This window comes from Streptomyces sp. NPDC049970, from assembly GCF_040660235.1.
Taxonomy (GTDB): Bacteria; Actinomycetota; Actinomycetes; order Streptomycetales; family Streptomycetaceae; genus Streptomyces.
Window position 1 is genome coordinate 65834 of the sequence record NZ_JBFALP010000007.1, and the last position, 22896, is coordinate 88729.

General features: G+C 71.6%; 20 protein-coding genes and 5 pseudogenes. 19 read left to right on the forward strand and 6 right to left on the reverse strand.

Annotated elements, in window-relative coordinates:
- Positions 1–49 precede the first annotated feature (49 nt).
- Entirely contained in the window at positions 50–1252 is a 1203-nt protein-coding gene (locus AB0I83_RS15360) for an amino acid deaminase/aldolase (protein WP_356536390.1), read from the reverse strand.
- A 405-nt stretch (positions 1253–1657) separates the two neighbouring features.
- On the opposite strand from AB0I83_RS15360, the gene AB0I83_RS15365 reads away from it, so the two are divergent.
- Positions 1658–2521 (forward strand): hypothetical protein, encoded by an 864-nt coding sequence (locus tag AB0I83_RS15365; protein ID WP_363305043.1) that lies wholly within the window; start codon positions 1658–1660, stop codon positions 2519–2521.
- Positions 2518–3738, forward strand: a complete 1221-nt coding sequence (mycP, locus tag AB0I83_RS15370) for a type VII secretion-associated serine protease mycosin (RefSeq protein ID WP_356536392.1) — start codon at positions 2518–2520, stop codon at positions 3736–3738. Before AB0I83_RS15365 ends, mycP begins: the two co-directional genes overlap by 4 nt.
- Before the next feature lie 171 nt (positions 3739–3909).
- Here mycP and AB0I83_RS15375 read toward each other — a convergent pair whose 3' ends face one another.
- Positions 3910–4710: a serine hydrolase gene (locus AB0I83_RS15375; RefSeq protein WP_363304902.1), complete on the reverse strand. Its 801-nt coding sequence runs from the start codon at positions 4708–4710 to the stop codon at positions 3910–3912.
- Positions 4711–4901: 191 nt separating this feature from the next.
- On the opposite strand from AB0I83_RS15375, the gene AB0I83_RS15380 reads away from it, so the two are divergent.
- Positions 4902–5678 (forward strand): SseB family protein, encoded by a 777-nt coding sequence (locus tag AB0I83_RS15380; protein ID WP_363304903.1) that lies wholly within the window; start codon positions 4902–4904, stop codon positions 5676–5678.
- 91 nt (positions 5679–5769) lie between these two features.
- Here AB0I83_RS15380 and AB0I83_RS15385 read toward each other — a convergent pair whose 3' ends face one another.
- Positions 5770–6135, reverse strand: a complete 366-nt coding sequence (locus tag AB0I83_RS15385) for a DUF1844 domain-containing protein (RefSeq protein ID WP_031097477.1) — start codon at positions 6133–6135, stop codon at positions 5770–5772.
- Between the two features lie 388 nt (positions 6136–6523).
- Between AB0I83_RS15385 and infC the strand changes: the two genes are divergently transcribed.
- From infC to AB0I83_RS15430, 9 genes are all read left to right on the forward strand, one after another.
- Positions 6524–7186, forward strand: coding sequence for a translation initiation factor IF-3 (infC, locus tag AB0I83_RS15390; protein WP_078850715.1), 663 nt, complete (start codon positions 6524–6526; stop codon positions 7184–7186).
- A 120-nt stretch (positions 7187–7306) separates the two neighbouring features.
- The gene (rpmI, locus tag AB0I83_RS15395; RefSeq protein WP_173311612.1) at positions 7307–7501 is read left to right on the forward strand and encodes a 50S ribosomal protein L35; all 195 of its coding nucleotides are present in this window, start codon (positions 7307–7309) and stop codon (positions 7499–7501) included.
- 107 nt (positions 7502–7608) lie between these two features.
- Entirely contained in the window at positions 7609–7992 is a 384-nt protein-coding gene (rplT, locus tag AB0I83_RS15400) for a 50S ribosomal protein L20 (protein WP_007457565.1), read from the forward strand.
- 162 nt (positions 7993–8154) lie between these two features.
- Entirely contained in the window at positions 8155–8994 is an 840-nt protein-coding gene (locus AB0I83_RS15405) for an RNA methyltransferase (RefSeq protein ID WP_356537744.1), read from the forward strand.
- Positions 8995–9138: 144 nt separating this feature from the next.
- The gene (locus tag AB0I83_RS15410) at positions 9139–10293 is read left to right on the forward strand and encodes a PAS domain-containing sensor histidine kinase (RefSeq protein WP_363304904.1); all 1155 of its coding nucleotides are present in this window, start codon (positions 9139–9141) and stop codon (positions 10291–10293) included.
- A 199-nt stretch (positions 10294–10492) separates the two neighbouring features.
- Positions 10493–11620 carry a phenylalanine--tRNA ligase subunit alpha gene (gene pheS, locus AB0I83_RS15415; protein ID WP_356843553.1) on the forward strand — a complete coding sequence of 376 codons (1128 nt, stop codon included), beginning with the start codon at positions 10493–10495 and terminating at the stop codon, positions 11618–11620.
- Complete coding sequence (pheT, locus tag AB0I83_RS15420) at positions 11620–14133, forward strand: phenylalanine--tRNA ligase subunit beta (RefSeq protein WP_363304905.1); 2514 nt, start codon at positions 11620–11622, stop codon at positions 14131–14133. The genes pheS and pheT overlap by 1 nt, the downstream gene beginning before the upstream one ends.
- A 358-nt stretch (positions 14134–14491) precedes the next feature.
- Positions 14492–15832 (forward strand): transcriptional regulator, encoded by a 1341-nt coding sequence (locus tag AB0I83_RS15425; RefSeq protein WP_363304906.1) that lies wholly within the window; start codon positions 14492–14494, stop codon positions 15830–15832.
- Between the two features lie 87 nt (positions 15833–15919).
- The gene (locus AB0I83_RS15430) at positions 15920–16450 is read left to right on the forward strand and encodes an NUDIX domain-containing protein (protein ID WP_356537735.1); all 531 of its coding nucleotides are present in this window, start codon (positions 15920–15922) and stop codon (positions 16448–16450) included.
- Between the two features lie 61 nt (positions 16451–16511).
- Here AB0I83_RS15430 and AB0I83_RS15435 read toward each other — a convergent pair.
- Positions 16512–16625 (reverse strand): annotated as a pseudogene (locus AB0I83_RS15435) (3-hydroxybutyryl-CoA dehydrogenase); the annotation flags it as partial.
- 1074 nt (positions 16626–17699) lie between these two features.
- On the opposite strand from AB0I83_RS15435, the pseudogene AB0I83_RS15440 reads away from it, so the two are divergent.
- The 5 genes and pseudogenes from AB0I83_RS15440 (at position 17700) to AB0I83_RS15460 (ending at position 21039) form a co-directional block, all read left to right on the forward strand.
- Positions 17700–18113: pseudogene (locus AB0I83_RS15440) on the forward strand (MerR family transcriptional regulator).
- 368 nt (positions 18114–18481) lie between these two features.
- Positions 18482–18685, forward strand: coding sequence for a cold-shock protein (locus tag AB0I83_RS15445; RefSeq protein WP_056786685.1), 204 nt, complete (start codon positions 18482–18484; stop codon positions 18683–18685).
- A gap of 327 nt (positions 18686–19012) precedes the next feature.
- Positions 19013–20518 (forward strand): DEAD/DEAH box helicase, encoded by a 1506-nt coding sequence (locus AB0I83_RS15450; protein WP_363304907.1) that lies wholly within the window; start codon positions 19013–19015, stop codon positions 20516–20518.
- Positions 20519–20521: 3 nt separating this feature from the next.
- A pseudogene (locus tag AB0I83_RS15455) lies at positions 20522–20671 on the forward strand (CBS domain-containing protein); the annotation flags it as partial.
- A gap of 56 nt (positions 20672–20727) precedes the next feature.
- Positions 20728–21039, forward strand: a complete 312-nt coding sequence (locus AB0I83_RS15460) for an SCO5918 family protein (RefSeq protein ID WP_363304908.1) — start codon at positions 20728–20730, stop codon at positions 21037–21039.
- Positions 21040–21363: 324 nt separating this feature from the next.
- Here AB0I83_RS15460 and AB0I83_RS15465 read toward each other — a convergent pair.
- Together AB0I83_RS15465 and AB0I83_RS15470 are read right to left on the reverse strand one after the other, a co-directional pair.
- Positions 21364–21504, reverse strand: a pseudogene (locus AB0I83_RS15465) (3-hydroxyacyl-CoA dehydrogenase family protein); the annotation flags it as partial.
- Between the two features lie 68 nt (positions 21505–21572).
- Positions 21573–21920, reverse strand: coding sequence for a hypothetical protein (locus tag AB0I83_RS15470; protein ID WP_363304909.1), 348 nt, complete (start codon positions 21918–21920; stop codon positions 21573–21575).
- Positions 21921–22235: 315 nt separating this feature from the next.
- On the opposite strand from AB0I83_RS15470, the pseudogene AB0I83_RS15475 reads away from it, so the two are divergent.
- Both AB0I83_RS15475 and AB0I83_RS15480 read left to right on the forward strand, forming a co-directional pair.
- Positions 22236–22424 (forward strand): annotated as a pseudogene (locus tag AB0I83_RS15475) (IS5/IS1182 family transposase); the annotation flags it as partial.
- Complete coding sequence (locus tag AB0I83_RS15480) at positions 22421–22843, forward strand: hypothetical protein (protein WP_363304910.1); 423 nt, start codon at positions 22421–22423, stop codon at positions 22841–22843. The pseudogene AB0I83_RS15475 and the gene AB0I83_RS15480, both read left to right, overlap by 4 nt.
- The last annotated feature ends 53 nt before the right edge of the window (positions 22844–22896 follow it).

A 22896-nucleotide genomic window follows, 5' to 3' on the forward strand; every position in this document is an offset into this window, starting at 1 on the left:
GTCCGCGTCCCCCGAGGGGATGCGGCTCAGAGGCCCGCGGGGCCGCGCCTCAGAGGAAGGTGCGGCCCTCACCGCGGTACGTCGGCACGGTCGCGGTGATCCGGTCTCCCTCGATCAGCCGCAACTCCTCGAAACGCTCGCACAGTTCACCGGCCTTGGCGTGCCTGAACCACACCTTGTCGCCGATCAGCAGATCGTCGGCGGGAGCGCCGAGCAGTGGCGTCTGCACCTCTCCGGGACCCTCCTGGGGGTCGTAGCGCAGCCCGTCGGGCAGATACGGCACCGGCAGCCGGTCCGGGCCGGTGGCGCCCGAAGCCGGGTACCCGCCGCCGAGCACCGTCACCACGCCGACGCCCGGCCGACGCACCACCGGAAGGGCGAACAGCGCGGCCGGACGGCCCGTGAACGACGTGTAGTTGTCGAACAGTCGGGGCACGTAGAGCCCGGACCCGGCCGCTATCTCGGTCACCGCGGACTCGGCAGCCGTGTGCTGCACGCTCCCGGTGCCGCCCCCGTTCACGAACTCCAGGTCCGGGGCCACGGCCCTTACCGCCCGCACGACCTCCGCGCGCCGGGCCGCCAGTTCCCGCCGGGCCGTCGCCTGCATCAGGCGGACCGCACGCGACCGCAGCGGCCGGCCGGCCACCGAGTCACCGACACCCGCGACATGCCCCTCGTACGCCATCAGACCCACCAGCCGGAAACCCGGCCTGCGCGCCACCGAACGTGCCAGGTCCGCCAGTTGGGCGGGGGAGCGCAGCGGTGAACGCAGTGCGCCGATCCTGACCCGGCCGCCCAGCAGCCGCAGCGACGTGTCCAGCTCCAGACAGACCCGGATCTCCTCGGTGCCGCCTGCCCGCGCCGCGTCGATCAGCTCCAACTGCGCCCGGTCGTCCACCATCACCGTCACGGAGGCGGCCAGCTTGGGATCGGCGGCCAGTTCCGCGTAGGCCGCCCGGTCCGCCGACGGATACGCGAGCAGTACGTCGTCGAATCCCGCCCTGGCCAGCCACAGCGACTCGGCCAGGGTGAAGGACATGATCCCGGCGAACCCCGGACGCGCCAGGACCCGTTCCAGCAGCGCCCGGCAGCGCACCGACTTGCTCGCCACCCGTACCGGCTTCCCGCCGGCACGGCGCACCAGATCGTCGGCATTGGCGTCGAAGGCCTCCAGGTCGACCACGGCCAACGGGGCGTCGAGATGGGCGGTGGCCCGGTCGTACCGGCCCCGGTCAGCGGTGCGCACAGTCATGGCCGCAGCTTGCCAGACCGGTAGTACCAGTGGGTAGGGCATGTCCGGCCCGGATCCCGCCGGGGCCCGCGTCCCGTTGCCCACCGGGCGCCGTCCACCCCGTAGAGTGACCGTCACGCGATGGACGGACGGACCCCCGCGTACCGGTGGTCCGTGTGCGGTACGGGACGTGGACCAGGGGGACGGATGAGTACCGAGGCGCGACGCGCTCCAGTGCCGCCCCGCCCGGCCACCCCGCCCTCCGTACCCGGCCCGCCCCCACCGCGCACGGAGCCCGCACCGCCCTTCCAGGGCGCGCGAACCGGGGCGCCCGTACCGCCCGTGGAGACCACCACCCGGCTGCGCCCCGTGCCACCCCCGCCCTCCGGGCCCCCGCCCGCGCCCCGGCGAAGGCCCGTCGGCGCGGTGGGCCTCACCCCGCGTCCCGGCGCCACACCGGCCCCGCCCGGCGCCCGGCACGCGTACCCTGAGACCCCCGCCGAGACCACCACCCGGCTGCGCCCCGTCAAGGCGCGCGGCCCCGGCCGGGCCGCGGCCGCCGTCGTGTGCGCGGTGCTCGGCCTCGGGCTCGTCGGCGGCGCCGTCACCGGCAGTCTGCTCACCGGCGACTCCGCGGCGGAGCCCGGCGACGACGACCCGTACGCGGCGAGCCGCTCCGCCTGGCACAGCGTGCCCGTGGACACCCTCTTCCCGCGCACCCTCAAGGGCGACGGCGCGGGTCCGGGAGCGACCGACCGCGTCTGGACCCGGATCGGCGTCGCGGCCGACGGCGGATGCGCGGCCGGCCTCGACCCGCTGCTGCTCGAAGCCCTCGGCCCGGTCGGCTGCGAGAGGCTGGTGCGCGCCACCTACACCGACGCCACACGCAGCAGCGTCACCACCGTCGGCCTGGTCTTCACCGAGGCGGACGCGGAAGGGATGGGCGCGCTGGGCACCCGGTTCACCACACAGGAACTCGCCGCGCGCTCCGACCTGATGCCCCGCACCTATCCGGTCGAGGGCACCGCGGCCGCCGGATTCGGCGACCGGCAGCGCGCCAGCTGGACGGTCCACGTCCTGACCGAGGCACCCGTCGTCGTGTACGCGGTCTCAGGCTTCGCCGACGGCCGTACCGTCGACGAGCCCCAGCCGGCCGCCGAGGCCATGGCGGCCGACGCGACATCGGCCCCCGCCCAGGCCGGGCTCGGCCATGAGGCGAAGGGCGTCGCCGACCGGGTGGAGCGCGCCCTGCGCAGGACCGTCGCCGACCTCGCGGAGCAGCCGGGATGACCCGCTCCCGCCACAGGGCCCTCACCGCGGTGGCCGCGGCCGCCGCCTTCGCGGTGCTGCCCGCCGTGCCCGCCCACGCGGACGCGATCCGGGACCAGCAGTGGGGCCTGGAGGCCCTCCACACCGAACGCGCCTGGCAGACCACGAAGGGCCGGGGGATCACCGTCGCGGTCCTGGACACCGGCGTCGACGACGAGCATCCCGACCTGGCCGGCCAGGTGCTTCCCGGCAAGGACCTCATAGGCCTCGGGGCCGAACGCGGCGAACGCTCCTGGGCCCTGCACGGCACCGCCATGGCAGGCATCATCGCGGGCCACGGCAGCGGCCCCGGACGGGGCGACGGCGTGCTCGGCGTGGCCCCGGAGGCGCAGATCCTGCCGGTCCGGGTGATCCTCGAGTCCAACGACCCCTCGCGCGCCGAGGCCCGGAAGTCACGCGGCGCGGCGCTCGCCGACGGCATCCGCTGGGCCACCGACCAGGGTGCGGACGTCATCAACCTCTCGCTCGGCGACGACAGCAAGTCCGCGCACCCCGAACCCGGCGAGGACGCGGCCGTGCAGTACGCCCTCGGCAAGGGCGTGTCCGTCGTCGCCTCCGCCGGCAACAGCGGCGAGAAGGGCGACCGGGTCTCGTACCCCGCCGCCTACCCGGGCGTCATCGCGGCCGCCGCCGTCGACAGGTACGGCACGCACGCCGCGTTCTCCACGCGCCGCTGGTACGCCACCGTCAGCGCCCCCGGTGTCGACGTCGTCGTCGCCAACCCCGACCAGCACTACTACATCGAGTGGGGCACCTCCGCCGCGTCGGCCTTCGTCTCGGGCGCCGTGGCGCTGGTCCGCGCGGCCCACCCGGGTCTCTCGCCCGCCCAGATCAAGACCCTGCTCGCGGACACCGCGCGCAACGCACCCGCCGACGGCCGTGACGACGCCCGGGGCTACGGGCTGGTCGACCCGGCCGCCGCGATCGAGGCAGGGACGAAGCTGCGCCCCGACGAGCTGAGCGCCCGGTCCGCCGAGGCCGGCTACCGCAAGCGGTACTTCGGCGGCGGCCCCACCCCGAAGCCGAAGGCCGAGGACTCGGCGAGCCGGCTCGCACCCTCGGCCGGCGGTCTCGGAGCCGTACTCCTCGCCGTGGCGGTGGTGCTGTGGCGGGGGAGGAACCCCGGCAGCGGCCGCCGGAACACCCCGTACGCTCCCGGCACCGGCGCGCCCCGCTGACGAGGCCGGGTCCGGCACGACGGCTCGCCCCGCCCACCCGGGCCGGCTGCGTGCGACGGGCCGGCTGACCAGGCCGGGTCGGCCGGCTCCGTGCGACGGGCCGGCCACCCCTCGCCGCGCTCCGGCCTGACCGGCACCGGGTCCGCCGGGCTTCGGCCGGGCGCCCGACACTCAGCCCGCCGCGCCCGTCACGCCTGCCGCGGCCCTCGCCACGGACTCCACGAGCGCGATGCCGGCCTCCTTCGTCGTGTGTCCGCGCGACAGCACCGCCATCAGCAGGGTGTGGCCGCCGCTCTCCACCCGCCCGATGCTGTTGACGTCCCAGAGCCCCGTCGTCGTCCGGGGCATCCAGCCGTTCTTGAGCGCGCAGCCGGTGCCGGCGGCGGACACCCCCCATCGCTGGTCCGCCTCGACCTGTCCCATCAGCTCGGTCAGAAAGGCCCGCGAGGTCGCGGACAGCTCCGAGGCCGTGCCGAAGACCGCCCGCAGCAGTCGCACCTGGTCCGCGGCCGTGGTGCGGGTCAGTCCCCAGGCATGAGCGGCCTTCGTCCCGGTCAGGCCGAGCCGTTCGTTCGCCGTGTCGAGCGCGTCCTCCCCGCCGACGGCCCGGAGCAGCTCGGTGGCCGAGGCGTTGTCGCTGCGCGTGATCATGGCCTCCGCCCGCGCCTGCTCGGCGCCGTTCAGCATCCGTCCCTCGTCCTGGGCGCGCAGCAGCAGCGCCGCCAGGATGTCGACCTTGACGATGCTCGCGGTGTCGTACGCCCCGTCCCCGTAGGACGCGTTCGCCCCGTTCGTGGTGTCCAGCACCGCGACCGACACGTCGGCGTCGACGGCCGGCGCCGCCAGCGCGGCGGCCAGCTCGGCGTCGAGATCCACCTCGGGCTCCTCGCTCCGGTCCGCCGCGGCCGGCGGACTCGACGCGGACGATACGGCGGCCACGGCGGCGGGTGCGCCATCCGGCGGACGACCCACCGGCTACGCACCCCCCGCGGCGGAACCGGCCGGCGTGACGACCGCGGTCGTCACGGACGCGGACAGCACCGACCCGCGCGTTCTGCGGCGGGGTGTGGCCCGGACGCCAGGAGCCGCAGCCGGCGGGGGTCCGTGCTCCCTGTGCCCGACCTGTCGCCCGGGTGGGAGAACCGACCCACTACGCTCGTCGTGTGGCGCTCAAGAACATTCCGGACTCCGGCTTCTCCGACGACGACGGCACCGCCTCGCCCGAGCTGACGGCGGCCCTCGCCGCCTGGGCGGGCGACCGGTCGGCCGTCGCCCCCGTCCTCGCGGCGCTCCGCGACGCCCGGCTGCTCGTCCCGGTCGTCGCGGTCCTGGGCGAGGTCGAGGAGGACGGTGAGGAGCAGCGCGAAGCTCCCGGCAAGGGCGGTGGCGGGCGACGGGGGAGCGGGCTGCGCCGAGAGAAGACCAGCGACATGGCCGTGCCCACCCTGCAGGCCGGTGACCGCCGCGCTCTGCCGGCCTTCACCTCGACCGCCTCGCTCGCCCGGTGGGACCCGCGGGCGCGCCCTGTCGCCGTACCCCTGCACCAGGCGCTCCAGGCCGCCGCGCACGAGAAGGCCGACACCGTGGTGCTCGACCTCGCGGGACCCGTCGCCTTCGAGCTGACCGGTCCGGCACTGCTGGCGCTGGCCGAGAACCGGAGCAGCGCGGACCCGCTCGACGACCCCGCCGTGATCGGCGCGGTGCGGGAGGCCGTGGCCGCCGAACCCGCGGTCCTGAGCGCCTGTCTGGGCCCCGGCCGGGCCGACGGCACCCTCGCCCTGGTCCTCGCCCAGGACGCGGTGCCCGCCGATGCCGCGCGCCGGGTCGCCGACGCCCTCTCGGCCAGCGAGGTGCTGCGCGCCCGGCTCGTGCGTGGTCTCGACCTCGCGCTGCTGCCGGCCGGTGCCGAGGCCCCCGGCGAACCGCTTTTCACCCGTTGACGCGCCAGAGCCCGCCACCCGTGAACGGGCGGCGGGCTCGAAGTGACGCGCGGACGGCCCGGCCCTCGTCGGGCCCGGCCGGGTCCCGACCTCAGCCGTAGACGGGGCCCGTGTACTTCTCGCCGGGGCCCTGGCCCGGCTCGTCCGGCACGAGCGACGCCTCGCGGAAGGCGAGCTGGAGCGACTTCAGGCCGTCGCGCAGCGGCGAGGCGTGGAAGGTGCTGATCTCGGTGGCGCTCGCGTCGAGCAGCCCGGCCAGTGCCTGGACCAGCTTGCGGGCCTCGTCCAGGTCCTTGTGCTGCTCGCCCTCCTCGGTCAGGCCGAGCTTCACGGCTGCCGCGCTCATCAGGTTGACGGCCACGGTCACGATCACCTCGACCGCGGGAACCTCCGCGATGTCGCGGGCCATGTCGTCGAAGCCGGGGTTCTCGGTGCTGGGGGTGGTCGCGTCGCTCATGCCCCACACGATAAGGCCAGGCCGAGCGCGTCCCCGCGCCGGGAGCGGGGCGGGGACGGGGGATTAGCGCCCGCGGGGGCGGGCTGCTAACCTTGTGTAACGACCGGCCGGACACCTATGTGCTCGGCCCACAAGTGGAGGCTCCGATCTCCCACCTGACCGTCCCCCGGGACGGCGGGTCACCGGTCAGGCGGTAGCCATCGTTCCGTACGGACGATGGGTCCGCTCGACAGCGCCCCGCGGTTGCACGCGGCGGTGTTCCGGTATTTTCAGGAGCCCCGCCTGTGTCCCGTCCGGGGCATTTCTGTTTTCCCCGCTCGGTTGGTCCCAAGAATGACGTTACGCGGCTGTCCGCCAGGCGGTCGCGTGGTGCTACCGAGGAGGATCCATCAGCGCCGAGCCCCGCATCAACGACCGGATTCGCGTTCCCGAGGTGCGACTTGTCGGCCCCAGCGGCGAGCAGGTCGGGATCGTTCCGCTTGCCAAGGCCCTGGAGCTCGCACAGGAGTACGACCTGGACCTGGTCGAGGTGGCGGCGACAGCCCGTCCCCCCGTGTGCAAGCTCATGGACTACGGGAAGTTCAAGTACGAATCGGCCATGAAGGCCCGTGAGGCGCGCAAGAACCAGGCGCACACGGTCATCAAGGAAATGAAGCTCCGGCCGAAGATCGACCCGCACGACTACGACACCAAGAAGGGTCACGTCGTCCGGTTCCTCAAGCAAGGGGACAAGGTCAAGATCACGATCATGTTCCGTGGCCGCGAGCAGTCCCGTCCCGAGCTGGGATTCCGACTGCTCCAGCGTCTCGCTTCGGATGTCGAGGACCTCGGCTTCATCGAGTCCAACCCGAAGCAGGACGGCCGGAACATGATCATGGTTCTGGGCCCGCACAAGAAGAAGACCGAAGCCATGGCCGAAGCCCGCGAGGCCCAGGCCGCCCGCAAGGCGGAGCGTCAGGGGACCACCCCCGACGCCGAGTCCGAGGGCGAGACCGCTGAGGCCCCCGCCGCAGCGGCCGAGGCTCCGGCCGAGACACCTTCCGAGGCGTGACCTCCGGGGGCTGCCATCCAGGCGCCCCCGGGTCCCCCGGAAACCACCCAGAGATCTGACGCCCCTGCAGTCCGGTGCCCGCACCGTGAGGGTCGCCACTGACGAGGAGATAACGGCGCCATGCCGAAGAACAAGACGCACAGCGGTGCCAGCAAGCGCTTCAAGATCACCGGCTCCGGCAAGGTGCTGCGTGAGAAGGCGGGCAAGCGCCACCTGCTCGAGCACAAGTCTTCCAAGAAGACCCGCTCGCTGAGCGGCACGGTCGTAGTGGCTCCGGCCGACGCCAAGAAGATCAAGAAGCTTCTCGGCAAGTAGGGGCCGACGCCTCCGGTGAGTCCGGAGGCACGACCTCCAACCGACCGGGACCAATTCGTTTCCGGGCCGTGTGAGTTCAACCACGGCCCCGCTGCAAGGAGTCAAAAGTGGCACGCGTCAAGCGGGCGGTAAACGCCCACAAGAAGCGCCGGGCGATCCTCGAGGCCGCCAAGGGTTACCGCGGTCAGCGTTCGCGCCTGTACCGCAAGGCCAAGGAGCAGGTCACCCACTCCCTGGTCTACAACTACAACGACCGCAAGAAGCGCAAGGGCGACTTCCGTCAGCTCTGGATCCAGCGCATCAACGCGGCCGCTCGCCAGAACGGCATGACGTACAACCGCCTCATCCAGGGTCTGAAGGCCGCCAACATCGAGGTGGACCGCAAGATCCTGGCCGAGCTCGCGGTCAACGACGCCAACGCGTTCGCCGCCCTCGTCGAGGTCGCCCAGAAGGCCCTCCCGAGCGACGTCAACGCCCCGAAGGCCGCCTGACCCGGGCAGCACTTCAGTCGTTCCAGTGTGTGGAGCCGGACCCGCAGGCGTGTGCCGTCTGCGGGTCCGGTGCGTTGCACCACGTGCCGCGTACGTAGTCAGCCGTACGCGGAGAAACGTACGCAGAGAAGCCGACTTACGCAGAGAGGCTCGCCGCCGACCATGGGCACCCCCGAACTGATCTCCGCGCGATCGCCGCGAATCGCCGCCGCACGCCGACTGGCCAGGCGCAACTTCCGCGGCAAGGAGCGCAGGTTCATCGCCGAGGGGCCGCAGGCCGTACGCGAGGCCGCCGCGCACCGGGGCGGCGACGGCGGGCCCACGCTGACCGAGCTCTTCGCCACCGTCGAGGCCGCCGACCGGTACGCCGACATCGTCGCCGCCGCTCACGACGCCGGCGCCCGCGTACACCTCGCGGACGCGGACGTCCTCGCCGACGTCTCGCAGACCGTCACCCCGCAGGGCCTGATCGGCGTGTGCCGCTTCCTGGACTCGCCCTTCGAGGACGTCCTCGCGGCGAAGCCCACCCTGGTCGCCGTCCTCGCCCACGTACGCGACCCCGGCAACGCCGGTACGGTGCTGCGCTGCGCGGATGCCGCCGGCGCGGACGCGGTCGTGCTCACAGACGCCTCCGTCGACCTCTACAACCCCAAGTCGGTCCGCGCCTCCGTCGGCTCCCTCTTCCACCTGCCGGTGGCCGTCGGCGTACCCGTCGAGCAAGCGGTGCGGGGGCTGCGGGACGCCGGTGTGCGCATCCTGGCCGCCGACGGCGCGGGTGACAGGGACCTGGACGACGAGCTCGACGCCGACACCATGGGCGGGCCCACCGCCTGGGTCTTCGGCAACGAGGCCTGGGGCCTGCCGGAGGAGACCCGCGACCTGGCCGACGCGGTGGTCCGGGTGCCGATCCACGGCAAGGCCGAGAGCCTCAATCTGGCCACCGCCGCAGCCGTGTGCCTCTACGCCTCGGCCCGCGCCCAACGCCCCCGCCGCACCCGCTGAGCCACCTCCCCGCCGGCCCCCGACCGCTCGATACAGGCCACACCCGGTGGTGCGCGCCCACAGGGTGTCGCTCGTCCGCCGACGCCTAGTAGGGTGACGAACTCGGGGGCCCACTGCACCGGTTCGAGAGGTGGGGTACGGGATATGGCTGTCGGCACGAGCGGGCCGCGAGCGGCACACACGGCCGCCGTGCGCGACCTCTCCGACGCGGCCGGCGAGAGCGCCGCCATCGGCGACCCGGTCACCGGCATCGGCCCGGACGACCTCCCCGACGGCCTCGTCGTCGCCGACGAGACCGGCCGCGTCATCTGTTTCAACGCCGCCGCGGCCCGGATCACCGCCACACCCCAGGCCGCCGCGCTCGGCCGCGACCTGGACCAGGCGCTGCCACTCGAGGACCTCAAGGGACGGCGCTGGTGGACCCTGACCGACCCGTACGGCGGTCTCGCCACCCGGGTCGGCCAGCCCGAACGCAATCTGCTGCTGCCCGGCGGCCGCGAGGTCCTCGTCACCGCCCGGTACGTGCGCGAAAGCCCGACCGGTCCGGTCCGCAGGCTGGTCGTGTCGCTGCGCGGTACCGAGGCGCGGCGCCGCACCGAGCTCAGCCACGCCGAGCTGATCGCCACCGTCGCCCACGAGCTGCGCTCGCCGCTCACCTCGGTCAAGGGTTTCACCGCGACGCTGCTGGCCAAGTGGGGGCGGTTCACCGACGACCAGAAGCGGCTGATGCTGGAAACCGTCGACGCCGACGCCAACCGCGTCACCCGGCTCATCGCCGAGCTGCTCGACATCTCCCGTATCGACTCCGGCCGGCTCGAACTGCGCCGCCAGCCCGTCGACGTCTCCGCGGCCGTCGAACGCCACGTCCAGGCCCTCACCGCGACCGGCCAGGCGCCCGACCGCTTCCTCGTGCACACCCGGCAGCCGCTGCCGATGCTCTGGGCGGACCCGGACAAGGTCGACCAGGTGCTCGGCAACCTGCTGGAAAACGCGGTGCGCCACGGCGAGGGAACCGTCACCATCGAGGTGGCCCCCGCGCCCGCGCCGGGCAAGAGCGACGAGATCGGAACGGCGGTCACCGTGAGTGACGAAGGCCCCGGTATCCCCGAGGAGTCGATGGCGCGCGTCTTCACCCGCTTCTGGCGGGGGAGCAAGCGCGGCGGGACCGGCCTGGGCCTCTACATCGTCAAGGGGATCGTCGAGGCGCACGGCGGCACGATCACGGTGGACCGGGGGCCGGGCGGCGGCGCCGAGTTCCGGTTCGTCCTGCCCGTCAGCGCCCCGGCCTATCTGACATAAGGGTTTCGCGGAGCGAAACCACTCGGGGTGGTGGCGGGCTGCGCGGGGGCCCGGACGGCCCGCGGGCCTCTTCGTCCCCCGGCGGCCCGTAGACTCGACTTTTGGCACCTTTGCGCCCTCAGTCGTCGAGCGGGGGACCGCGGGGTCCGGGGTTTTCCCGGTTCAGCGCAGTATCAGCCAATCGGAAGCACGGGAAGAGATGTCGGCACCGAACAAGTCGTACGACCCAGTCGAGGTCGAGGCACTGAAACCGGAAGAGATCGAGCGCATGCGGGACGAGGCGTTCGCCGCCTTCGCCGCCGCGGGCGACCTCGACGCGCTCGCCCAGGCGAAGACCGCGCACACCGGTGGTACCTCGCCCCTGTCGCTCGCCAACCGCGAGATCGGCGCCCTGCCGCCGCAGGCCAAGGCCGAGGCGGGCAAGCGCGTGGGCCAGGCCCGCGGCGCCGTCTCCAAGGCGCTGGCCGCCCGGCAGACCGAGCTGGAGGCCGAGCGTGACGCCCGGGTGCTCGTCGAGGAGGCCGTGGACGTCACGCTGCCCTACGACCGCACACCCGCGGGCGCGCGCCACCCTCTGACGACCATCATGGAGCGCGTCGCCGACGTCTTCGTAGCCATGGGCTACGAGGTCGCGGAGGGCCCCGAGGTCGAGGCGGAGTGGTTCAACTTCGACGCCCTGAACTTCGTGCCCGACCATCCGGCCCGGCAGATGCAGGACACCTTCTTCGTCCAGGGCGCCGACGGTGCCAGGACCGACGAGTCCGGCGTCGTGCTGCGTACCCACACCTCACCGGTCCAGGCGCGCTCCCTGCTCAGCCGCAAGCCCCCCGTCTACGTGGTCTGCCCCGGCCGGGTCTACCGCACCGACGAGCTCGACGCCACGCACACCCCGGTCTTCCACCAGATCGAGCTGCTCGCGGTCGACGAGGGCCTCACCATGGCCGACCTCAAGGGCACTCTCGACCACATGGTCCAGGCACTGTTCGGTCCGGACATGAAGACCCGGCTGCGGCCGAACTTCTTCCCGTTCACCGAGCCGTCCGCCGAGATGGACATGGTCTGCTACGTCTGCCGCGGCGAGTCCGTCGGCAACCCGGACCGCCCCTGCCGCACCTGCGGCAGCGAGGGCTGGATCGAGCTCGGCGGCTGCGGCATGGTCAACCCGAAGGTGCTCGTCGCCTGCGGTGTGGACCCCGAGAAGTACAGCGGATTCGCCTTCGGGTTCGGCATCGAGCGGATGCTGATGTTCCGCCACAACGTCGAAGACATGCGAGACATGGTCGAGGGTGACGTCCGGTTCACCCGGCCGTTCGGGATGGAGATCTGATGCGCGTCCCGCTTTCCTGGCTGCGGGAGTACGTCGACCTGCCGGCGACCGAGACAGGCCGTGACGTACAGGCCGAGCTCGTCTCCGTCGGGCTCGAGGTCGAGACCGTGGAGCAGACCGGCGCCGGCCTCAAGGGCCCCCTGGTCGTCGGACAGGTCCTGACCATCGAGGAGCTGGAGGGCTTCAAGAAGCCCATCCGCTTCTGCACCGTCGACGTCGGTGCCGCCAACGGCACCGGCGAACCGCAGGAGATCGTCTGCGGCGCCCGCAACTTCTCCGTCGGCGACAAGGTCGTCGTCGTCCTCCCCGGCGCCGTGCTTCCCGGTGACTTCGCGATCGCCGCGCGCAAGACGTACGGCAAGACCTCGCACGGCATGATCTGCTCCACCGACGAGCTCGGCATGGGCGACGACGGTACCCACGGCATCATCGTGCTGCCGCCGGAGTACGAGCCCGGCACCGACGCTATCGAGCTCCTCGAACTCGTCGACGAGGTCCTCGACATCGCCGTCACACCGGACCGCGGCTACTGCCTGTCCATGCGCGGTGTCGCCCGCGAGACCGCCATCGCGTACGGCCTGCCGCTGCGCGACCCGGCGCTCCTGGACGTCCCCCCGCCGAACGCGCACGGCTATCCGGTGAAGGTGTCCGACCCGATCGGATGCGGCAACTTCACCGCGCGCACGGTCACCGGTCTGCGCCCCGAGGCGCGCTCCCCGATCTGGATGCAGCGCAGGCTGCAGAAGGCCGGGATGCGCACCGTCTCGCTCGCCGTCGACATCACGAACTACGTGATGCTCGAACTCGGCCAGCCGCTCCACGCCTACGACCGCGCCCGGGTCGACGGGCCGATCGGGGTACGGCGGGCCCAGCAGGGCGAGAAGCTCACCACGCTGGACGGTGCCGTCCGCGTGCTGGACGCCGAGGACCTCGTCATCACGGACAACCGCGGGCCGATCGGTCTCGCGGGCGTCATGGGCGGCGCCGACACCGAGATCGCCGACCTGCGGGCCGAGGAGACCGGTACCACCGAGGTCGTCATCGAGGCCGCGCACTTCGAGGCCATCGCCATCGCCCGCACCGCGCGCCGTCACAAGCTGACCTCGGAGGCCTCCAAGCGCTTCGAGCGGGGCGTCGACCCGAAGGCCGCAGCCGCCGCCGCGCAGCGCACCGTCGACCTGCTGGTCCTGCTGGCGGGCGGCACGGCCGAGGCCGGGGTCACCGAGATCACCGCCCCGTCCGCACCGCACACCATCGCGATGCCCGCGAACCACCCCGACAGGGTGGCTGGTGTCGCCTACGGCCGCGAGACCGTCGTACGCCGTCTGCAGGAGGTCGGCTGCGACGTCTACGGCCAGGACGAGCTGATCGTCACGGTGCCGTCCTGGCGCCCCGACCTCGCCGCGCCGAACGACCTCGCCGAAGAGGTCATCCGGCTGGAGGGTTACGAGAACCTCCCGTCCACCCTGCCCACGCCGCCGTCCGGTCGGGGGCTCACCGACCGTCAGCGGCTGCACCGCCGCATCGGCCGGGCCCTGGCGGGCGCGGGTTACGTCGAGGCGCTGAACTACCCGTTCATCGGCGGTGCCGTCCTCGACCAGCTCGGCCTGGAGCAGGACGACGCCCGCCGTCGTACGGTCACCCTCGTCAACCCGCTGTCCGACGAGGAGCCGGCGCTGCGCACCACGCTGCTGCCCGGCCTGCTGGGCGCGCTGCGGCGCAACGACGGCCGCGGCAGCCACGACCTGGCGCTCTTCGAGACCGGGCTGGTCTTCAGGCCCTCCGGTGAGGAGACCAGGGCCGTGCGGCTGCCCGTCGACCGCCGTCCCACCGACGAGGAGATCGCCGGACTGGACGCGGCGCTCCCGCGCCAGCCGCGCCGCGCCGCCGTCGTCCTCGCGGGCGCACGGGAGCAGGCCGGCTGGTGGGGCAGGGGCCGCCCCGCCGACTGGGCGGACTCCGTCGAGGCGGCGCGCACCATCGCCCGCGAGGCGGGTGTCGAGGTGACGGTCCGAGCCGACCGCCACGCCCCCTGGCACCCCGGCCGCTGCGCCGCGCTGTACGTCACGGTCGACGGCGAGGAGACCCTCTTCGGTCACGCGGGCGAACTGCACCCGCGTGTCGTCAAGGAGCTCCACCTGCCCGAGCGGACCTGTGCCATGGAGGTCGAACTCGACGTCCTGGAACAGGCCGTCGACGGCGCGCTCCAGGCGCCGAGGATCTCCGCCTTCCCGGTGGCGACCCAGGACGTCGCCCTCGTCGTCGGTGCCGACGTGCCCGCCGACGCGGTGGAGCAGGCGCTGCGCGAAGGCGCCGGTCAGCTGCTGGAATCGCTCCGGCTGTTCGACGTCTTCACCGGCGAGCAGATCGGTGAGGGCCGCAAGTCCCTGGCGTACGCGCTGAGGTTCCGCGCCCCGGACCGGACGCTCACCGTCGAGGAGGCCTCCGCCGCACGTGACACGGCGGTCGCCCTGGCAGCCGAGCGCACGGGAGCCGTGCTGCGCGGCGCGTAGCCACCCGGAAGGTGAGGAGGGGCGTATCCGGCCACCGGATACGCCCCTCTCTGTCTCGCCGGACGGCCCGGTGACCGCACACGGCCCGTCTGTCATCGGGGCAGTGGGCTGTGCGATCCGGCGCCGTCCGCTCTGCCACGGAGTGTCGGGCAGGCCGGCAGAACGGACGGCGCGGGTGCGGGTCGTCGAACTTTACGAGGGGGAGCCGACGACCCGGCCGCCTCTTGCGAGGGACTCATTCAACCGAGCGGTGTCCCGGAGCGGCAGAGTGCACAGCGGGACGGTTCGGGCATTGCGTTCACACCCCGTGTGAATCGTGCTCCACTAGGGTCGTTGCGACACGCACATGGGGGGGGCAATGGAGCCCAACGTCCTGCTCGAATCCCTGATCGACGAGGCCGGCGTGTCCCGGGCGGGACTCGCCGGCCACGTCAACCAGGCCGGCCGCGCACGCGGGCTGTCCCTGCGGTACGAACACACGGCGGTCTCCCGCTGGCTGAAGGGTCAGCGCCCGCGCGGGCAGGTCCCCGACCTGATCTGCGATGTCCTCGGGCGCCGGCTGCGACGGCCGGTGACGCTCGACGACATCGGCATGGGCGTCACGGGGGTGTCCACTCCCGCACGCGACGGCGGCCTCTCCGGGTTCGTCGAGCACGCGACCGCCCTGTGGCGCTCCGACGACCAGCAGCGCCCGCACCTCGCCGCCGTGCCGGTCGTCACCGGTACGACGGCGGTGATGCCGGTGTGGGAGTGGGAGAACCCTCCCGAGGACGCCGATGTGGCACGCCCCGGCCCCTCGCGGGTGGGCAGGGCCGACATAGCGATGCTCCGCGCCGCCCGCGCCCACTACGAACAGATGTACAGGAAGACGGGCGGCATCGCGACCAGGTCCCGGGTCGTCGGATTCCTCAACGCCGAGGCCGCGCCGCTGCTGCGCGGCGGGTACGGCGACGCCACGGGCCGTCAGCTGCACCGGGCGACCGCCGGGCTGGTGGCGGTCGCGGGTATCTGCGCCTACGACTCCGACGCCCACGGGCTGGCGCAGCGGTACTTCCACCAGGCGCTGCGGCTGGCCAAGGCCAGCGGGGACCGGGGGCTCGGCGGCTATGTCATCGCACTACTGGTGAACCAGTCGCTCCACCTGGCGGACTTCCGCCGGTCCGTGGCCTTCGCCGAGGCGGCGCTGCGGGCGGCGGGCCCGCACATCACCCCGGCACTCGCCGCCGACCTGCACGCGATGCAGGCCAAGGCCTATGCCCGGCTGGGCGACAGCCGCGCCGCCCTGGAGTGCATCCGGCACGCGGAGGCGGAGGCCGGCCGTATCCGTACGTGCGGCGAGCCGGACGAGACGGGCTACGTCCAGCCCGGCCTCGTCAACGTCCAGGTGGCCGAGGCGCTGCTGAGCCTCGGAGATCTCGCCGGAGCCCGGGAGCACGCGGCGCTGGCCGTACGCTCCCCGGCGCACGATCGCGGGACGGTGCACCGGCTCGCCATGCTCACCCACCTCGAACTGCTCCAGGGGGAGGCGGAGAAGGCGGCCGGCACGGCCTGTGAGATGGCGGAACGCGCCCGGGGCATGGAGTCCCGACGCCTCCGGGACCGACTGCGGTCCGTGCGGGAGCACCTGGCCGCGAGTGGCTGCGCGGACGCCGAAGCCGCCGCCGACGTCATCGGCGGAGCGCTGCGCGTGCCTCTGTGAGCCTCGTGCGGGGGGCCTGCGCGCGTTCCGCTGCGCGGCCGAGCCTGCTCGGATGTTGCCATCGACCAGTCGGAAGGTGGCAGAACTGTGCAGTGGGCGAACTTAAGCGAACAGACCGTGTATGAGAACCGTTGGTTCCGGGTCAATCTGGCGGATGTCGAACTCCCTGACGGGCGCCGTCTGGACCACTTCCTGATCCGCCTCAGGGCCGTGGCCGCCGCGACCGTCGTCAACGAGGCCAACGAGGTCCTGCTCCTGTGGCGGCACCGGTTCATCACCGACAGCTGGGGATGGGAACTCGCCGCGGGCGTGGTCGAGGACGGCGAGGACGCCGCGGCCGCGGCAGCCCGGGAGATGGAGGAGGAGACCGGTTGGCGCCCCGGCGCACTGGTCCCGCTGATGACCGTCGAGCCGGCCAACGGCCTCATCGACGCACGGCACCACCTCTTCTGGACACGTGAGGCGACCTGGACCGGCGACCCGGTGGACGACTTCGAGTCCTCGCGCCGCGAGTGGGTCCCGCTCAAACTGGTGCCGGACATGATCGCGCGCGGTGAGATCCCGGCGGCCAACATGACGGCCGGTCTGCTGATGCTCCATCACCTGCTGCTGAGCTGACCGCGTGCCCGTGCGGTGGAGCGGACCGGGTGATGTCCGGCTCCACCGCAGGGGAGGCGGTTCAGCCGTACGGGTAGAAGCCCGAGCCCGTCCTGCGGTCGAGCCGCCCGGCGGCGACCATCCGCTGGAGCGGCGGGGGAGCAGCGGCGTGCAGCGGCTCCTTTTATTGCGCGTACCACCACTGGTCGGCGCTGCGTACAGCCCTTTCGGACGTTCGACCAAGCTTCGAGGAAGGCTTTCCGCCCGCTAGGGCCGTCCGACCTGCGGTCGGCGTGCAGGACGTGCCAGGCGGTCTGCTCGGCTCCCGACGGCCAACCGACGTCGGGGGTCGCGGGGGCCTGCTGCGATCGGCAAGACCTACGAGGTTCCGTGCGGCCTTCCGAGTGCCGGCAGAGTTGCCGCCGAAGGGACAGGTGAGACGTCGAGGCTCATCGTGTCCATCGGGCCACCCTGATCTCCGTCGTCCGTACGGGAGGAGTCCTGTCCGACCGGGGGCCTGTGCCCCGGCTGCGGTGCGTGCGCTCCGCCCATGGTCCAGACAGACAGTCTTCCTGGCCGGCCACTGAAAATCTATGCTGGCCGAGGTAGACATCGAGGTGCTGGGTGGTTATGGTTTCTCTCGTAGCCAAGAAGGTCAGCGAAGCCTGGCAGATATGAACTGCCAGGCAGTAGTAGTCAGCAGTTGCAGTGCGCAGGTCGGTGCGGTGGTGGAGTTCCGAAGCCGGGGTTCTTGCAGGATGGCGACGGGGCTGGCGACCGGACCGGGCGGCCGCATCTTTCAGGGGCTGCCATGAGTAGGACCGTAGGACGTAAGTGCAGTCCGCAGTACCAGTGGTACCTCGGTAAATGGCGTCAGGCTGCGGCGCGCGTACCGGGAAGTTCGGCAGTGGGGTTCCAAGCCGGAGCAGACGCAGGACGGGCGACGGGGCTGGCTGTCGAAGTGGCGCTGTGAGAGGCCACCAGAAGCACGGAAGTGTTTGTCCAGAGGGAAAGAACGGAGGAGTTGAACGCCATCAGGATCGCCCGGGCGGAAGTGTTGGGCCCGGGTACCGCAGGACATCGCAAGTGAGGTGGTCTCCGGTCAAGCAACCGCGATCCCCGCAACCCCCGGACCTCTTCCAGGCAGGTATGCGGAAACACAGAGTCGGCGCAGCCGATCAAGGCCGGCTGATGGTGTAGCAGTTCCTTCGGGGCCCTGGTGCCATTGGCACCAGGGCCCCTCCGACGTGTGTGCCACAGGAAGGTGCAGATGGCAGCAGGCGACTCGTTCGGCCGGCTCGACGACGACTACCCCGCCTGCACCATGGGTCGGGCAGCCGAGATGCTCAACACCGCGCAAGGGTTCCTCCGCGCCATCGTCGAAGCCCGCCTCATCACCCCCTGCGCTCCGTGGGCGGCCATCGCCGTTATCCCCGCTACCAGCTCCGCATCGCCGCCCCGCGCCCGCGAACTCGTCGACGGCGGTACCCCGATCGAGGCCGCCTGTCGCATCGTCATCCTCGAGGGCCGACTCGAGGAAGCCCAGCGCATCAACGCCGAACACCGCAGAGACGCCAGGCCCCCCGGAACGGCCTGCCTCGGTCTGAAGCCCTGCGCGTCCGGTGGGAAACCGGCGGGTGCCGAACCCGCCTGGCCTAAGCGCGCTCAAGGGCCGTTCCCCTGAGGTTGCCACGCTCGAGAGGATGCTCTCGTCCTCGGCGCTGCGAAGGTACGTATTCTTTCTGCAACGCTGTGCCCGGGGAGGGGCGATATCTATGGCCGCGGCGTGAGGGTTCAATGCGCCGCCCCGGGAGTGTTTTTGCCGCAGTGAAGAGAATGAGATTTCTCGCTGCATGCGGACCATTACGGCATGCTACTGTCTGTCTCGGTTGCAGTTGTGGTTCCCAAAACTTCAAGCTTCTGCGTGGGTATTTTCGACCAGTGGAAGCTTCATTGTATTTCCGGTATCTCTCCGGGCGGGGCATCATCGCGGCGACGCGGCGTCCGTGCATGACGGATTCCGACGTACCTGCCCCTCGAAGGAGACATGACATGGCGTCAGGCACTGTGAAGTGGTTCAACGCGGCCAAGGGTTTCGGCTTCATCGAGCAGGACGGTGGCGGCGCTGACGTGTTCGCCCACTTCTCGAACATCGCCGCCCAGGGTTTCCGTGAGCTGCTCGAAGGTCAGAAGGTCACCTTCGACATCGCACCGAGCCAGAAGGGCCCGACGGCCGAGAACATCGTTCCCGCCTGACGTTGCCGCGCACTTCGTAGCTGGGGCCCACATCCTTCGGGGTGCGAGCCCCAGCTCCGGGCATTCTCCGGCAGTGGTGCCACCTGCGGTGGAGTCTTCTCCGCCCGCAGAACCTTCTCGCTGCCCACTCCTCCCGAGTCCACCTGTCGGTGGAACTGGATTCCCCGCCCACGCGGCGTTACTCATTCCAGGGTCTGTATCCCGCTCCGGGGCCAATCGCAGATCTCATTTGACTTCGCATTCCGCTCGGCCCGTTCTTGTGATTCCCCGCGCTGTTCGTCCGCTGCGAGAATTCCTTGATACGTGCCGTATCAAGGAAGGTTCTGAATGAACCCCACACGTACGAACAATTACTCTTCCCGCAGCCGTGCCGCCGACTCCGGCCGGGGCGGTGGCCGTTTCAACTCGACCGCCTCTACCCGTTCCGCTGCCCCGGCCCGTTCCGGCGGTTCGGGCCGCTCAGCCGGCAAGGGGCGGCGTCCCGCCGCGGTTCAGGGCGAGTTCGCCCTGCCGGTCACGGTCACTCCCGCGCTGCCCGCCGTCGAGGCGTTCGCCGACCTCGACATGCCGGGGCAGTTGCTGGCGGCGCTGACCGCCCAGGGTGTGAGCGTTCCTTTCCCGATCCAGGGGGCGACCCTGCCCAACACCCTCGCCGGTCGCGACGCCCTGGGACGTGGGCGCACCGGCTCCGGCAAGACCCTCGCCTTCGGCCTGGCTCTGCTGGCCCGCACCGCCGGTCAGCGTGCCGAGCCCCGACAGCCGCTGGCCCTGGTCCTCGTGCCGACGCGTGAGCTGGCCCAGCAGGTGACCGACGCCCTGGCCCCGTACGCCCGCTCGGTGCGGCTGCGCATGGCCACCGTCGTCGGCGGCATGTCGATCGGCCGGCAGGCCAACGCGCTGCGCGGTGGCGCCGAGGTCGTCGTGGCGACACCGGGCCGGCTCAAGGACCTCATCGACCGGGGTGACTGCCGACTCGACCAGGTCGCGATCACCGTGCTGGACGAGGCCGACCAGATGGCTGACATGGGCTTCATGCCCCAGGTCACCGCACTGCTGGACCAGGTCCGCCCCGAAGGCCAGCGGATGCTGTTCTCCGCCACCCTGGACCGTAACGTCGACCGCTTGGTCCGCCGCTACCTCACCGACCCGGTCGTCCACTCCGTCGACCCCTCCGCCGGTGCGGTCACCACGATGGAGCACCACGTGCTCCACGTCCACGGAGCGGACAAGAACCGTACGACCACCGAGATCGCAGCCCGCGACGGCCGGGTGATCATGTTCCTGGACACCAAGCGGGCCGTGGACAAGCTCACCGACCACCTGCTGGCCAGCGGGGTCCGTGCCGCAGCACTGCACGGCGGGAAGGCGCAGTCGCAGCGCACCCGGACCCTGACCCAGTTCAAGACCGGGCACGTCACCGTGCTCGTGGCCACGAACGTCGCCGCCCGCGGCATCCACGTCGACAACCTCGACCTCGTCGTCAACGTCGACCCGCCGACCGACCACAAGGACTACCTCCACCGCGGCGGCCGAACCGCACGGGCAGGGGAGTCCGGCAGCGTCGTCACCCTCGTCACCCCCGACCAGCGCCGAGACATGACCCGCCTCATGACCGCTGCCGGCATCGTGCCCCAGACCACCCAGGTCCGCTCCGGCGAAGAGGCACTCGGCCTCATCACCGGCGCCCAGACCCCCTCGGGTATTCCCGTGACGATCACCGCGCCGGTGGTCGAGCGGCGCCGGCGCAGCGCGCCCTCACGAGGCCGGCGCAGCCCCGCCTCCACGGCCCGGCGCGTGACCGCGCATCAGTCCTCCTTCGACGCCGCTGCCTGAGAACGGGACATCCTCGGCGACCGAGGACCGTTCACCTCACCGCTGACCACCATGGCCGAAGCCGGGCACATGATGCGCCACAGCCACGTCGATGCCCTGCCTGTGGTCGACGAACACGGCAGTGCCCTGGGCGTCCTCGCCCTCGCCGGCTGAGCCGCCCCATCCGCGGCAGTACCACTCCCCCTTCGTTCCTCTCCCTGTGAGGCATCATGCGCTGTGTCATCGCCCGCTTCCCGTTCGACCTGACCAGGAGCGGCGTCCTGGAATCGATGAAAGGCATCAAGCCCGAGCACGCTGCCGGCGAGTCCGTGATCATCGGCCGGCGCACCTACCCCGTCAAACAGGTCGGCCAGGTCATCACACGCCAGGACCGCCGCGACTTCAGCGCAGGAGAAGTCGTGCGAGCCATGACCCAGCTCGGCTTCACGTGCTCCGAACGCCCCCATGCCCCCGCACCCGCCCGGGTGCTGAACCCGTTGCAGCAGGCGGCCGCGATGCTCGGCGCCCCTGTGGCCGTTTGAGCGATGGGCAGGCGCGAGCTGCCTACAGAGCTGTGGTGAGGGTCCGGCCGACACACTTGGGTCGGACCCTCACCGCGTATCGAGGTCTCTCGGCGCGGGCGATGGGGTCAGTGCTCGGAGTAGCTGAAGTCGCCCACCGCCCAGGCGCTGACGTCCTCGATCGCGACCCGGTACACCCGCCCGTCTTCGGGCACGCGCATCCTCACCGTCGCTCCGTAGCGCTCCGGCACGGCGCCGGTAGGCAGTGGAAGACGAGGCTCCCTCGGGGCAGCGCGCGGTCCTGACCTCGGGGAACGTGCCCCGGCGGGCCCGCCGGTAGGACGGTCAGTAGGCGTAGAACCCCGAGCCCGTCCTGCGGCCGAGCCGGCCCGCGTCGACCATCCGCTGGAGCAGCGGGGGAGCGGCGTACAGCGGCCCCTTGTACTCCGCGTACAACTGGGCCGCGTTGCGCGTAGCCCTGTGACCTGCGGTTTCGCCGGTTGTGTGGCGGCTTTGTCAGCGCCAGGGACTTCTCGGGGACTTTCGATCCCGCATCACACGAGCCACGTATCCATCGCGGCCAGTCCGCGCTTGCCTGCGCCCGGCATGAAGTGAGCGTAGTAGTCGAGCGTGACCTTCGGGGAGGAGTTCCCCAGCCAGGTCGCCACGCTCACGATGGACTCGCCGGCCTGCAACTGCACACTCGCGAAGGTATGGCGCAGAACGTGGAACATGTCCGGCCGTGAGCGCTCGTAGACGGGGTGGAGGCGGACGCGGGAACCGTAACTCTCCGCCTTCTCGCCGACCTGGCGCAGAACCCCTGCGGCTACGAGAGCGGGCTTCCAACTGCGCTCGTTCCAAGTCCCGGGATTGATCCGAAGCCCGTGGGAGGTGCTCAGCACGAGTCGCAGGGTGATCGGCTTGCGCTGACGCTCTTCCAACTCGGTCGCCGGCGTCTCGGGATTACGCCACGGCAGGGTGCACTCGACCGGCGGAAAGCGCTGGTAGTGGAGCCGAACGCGGCGGGCGAGGTTCGGCGGAAGGGGAACATCACGGGTCTTTCGGCCCTGGGGAGGCAGAAGTACGGCCACCCCTTCCCGTCCCAGCGGAGCTGGCGCCGTATGTGGACCACCTCCGCCCTGAAGGCGAAGTCCTCTTCCGCGAGGCCGAACGCCTCGCCTTGGCGAACTCCGAGGGCGAGCCTGAGGTCGCGCGTGGGCTTTGTCCCGCAGGCCAAGCGCTGGGTGGTGGAGCAGACGAACGGGATCGTGATGTTCTACCGGCGGCTGGTCCGCGATTACGAACACCGACCCGCCAGCTCCCGCTCCCGCGTCTTCTGGGCGATGACCTCCGTGATGGCCCGCCGCCTCACCGGCGCCACCACCCCCGCCTGGAGGACACCGTGACCGAAAACCCACAGATCAGTGCCGTCCTGGAGTACATCGAGGCGCGCGAGCGCGAACTCGGTGAGCAAGCCGTACAGCTCCGCTCCCGCATCGGGGAACTCACCGCGCGGCTCGGCGAACTTGACGCGGAAAGCGAGAACCTGCGCATCACCCGCAAGACTCTCCACGCCATCCCCGCTCCGGCGCCCGCCGAGGAGACGCCCCGCCCTGAGGTGCCGGACCACCCGGCCTACCAGCAGATACTCACCGCCCTCACCGACGCCGGACGGCCGATGCGGGCCCGCGACCTGTGCCAGGCCCTCGACCTGCCGATCCTCCCGAAGAACACCGAAGGCATCCGGCCCAAGCTGAAACGCCTGGTCACACGAGGCATCCTCACCGAACCCGAACCCGGCCTGTTCACTCAGCCCCGCACCTGACCCCCGGCTTACCCCGTCGACCAGGACTCCTCACCCAACCCCCAAACCCGAAA

Bases quoted from the DNA above. Each gene is read 5' to 3' on its own strand.
- AB0I83_RS15445 (WP_056786685.1), top strand. From the start codon at position 18,482: ATGGCGTCAGGCACTGTGAAGTGGTTCAACGCGGCCAAGGGTTTCGGC.
- pheT (WP_363304905.1), top strand. From the start codon at position 11,620: ATGCGCGTCCCGCTTTCCTGGCTGCGGGAGTACGTCGACCTGCCGGCG.
- AB0I83_RS15405 (WP_356537744.1), top strand. From the start codon at position 8,155: ATGGGCACCCCCGAACTGATCTCCGCGCGATCGCCGCGAATCGCCGCC.
- AB0I83_RS15410 (WP_363304904.1), top strand. From the start codon at position 9,139: ATGGCTGTCGGCACGAGCGGGCCGCGAGCGGCACACACGGCCGCCGTG.
- AB0I83_RS15360 (WP_356536390.1), bottom strand. From the start codon at position 1,252: ATGACTGTGCGCACCGCTGACCGGGGCCGGTACGACCGGGCCACCGCC.
- AB0I83_RS15450 (WP_363304907.1), top strand. From the start codon at position 19,013: ATGAACCCCACACGTACGAACAATTACTCTTCCCGCAGCCGTGCCGCC.
- mycP (WP_356536392.1), top strand. From the start codon at position 2,518: ATGACCCGCTCCCGCCACAGGGCCCTCACCGCGGTGGCCGCGGCCGCC.
- AB0I83_RS15460 (WP_363304908.1), top strand. From the start codon at position 20,728: ATGCGCTGTGTCATCGCCCGCTTCCCGTTCGACCTGACCAGGAGCGGC.
- rpmI (WP_173311612.1), top strand. From the start codon at position 7,307: ATGCCGAAGAACAAGACGCACAGCGGTGCCAGCAAGCGCTTCAAGATC.
- pheS (WP_356843553.1), top strand. From the start codon at position 10,493: ATGTCGGCACCGAACAAGTCGTACGACCCAGTCGAGGTCGAGGCACTG.
- AB0I83_RS15425 (WP_363304906.1), top strand. From the start codon at position 14,492: ATGGAGCCCAACGTCCTGCTCGAATCCCTGATCGACGAGGCCGGCGTG.
- AB0I83_RS15385 (WP_031097477.1), bottom strand. From the start codon at position 6,135: ATGAGCGACGCGACCACCCCCAGCACCGAGAACCCCGGCTTCGACGAC.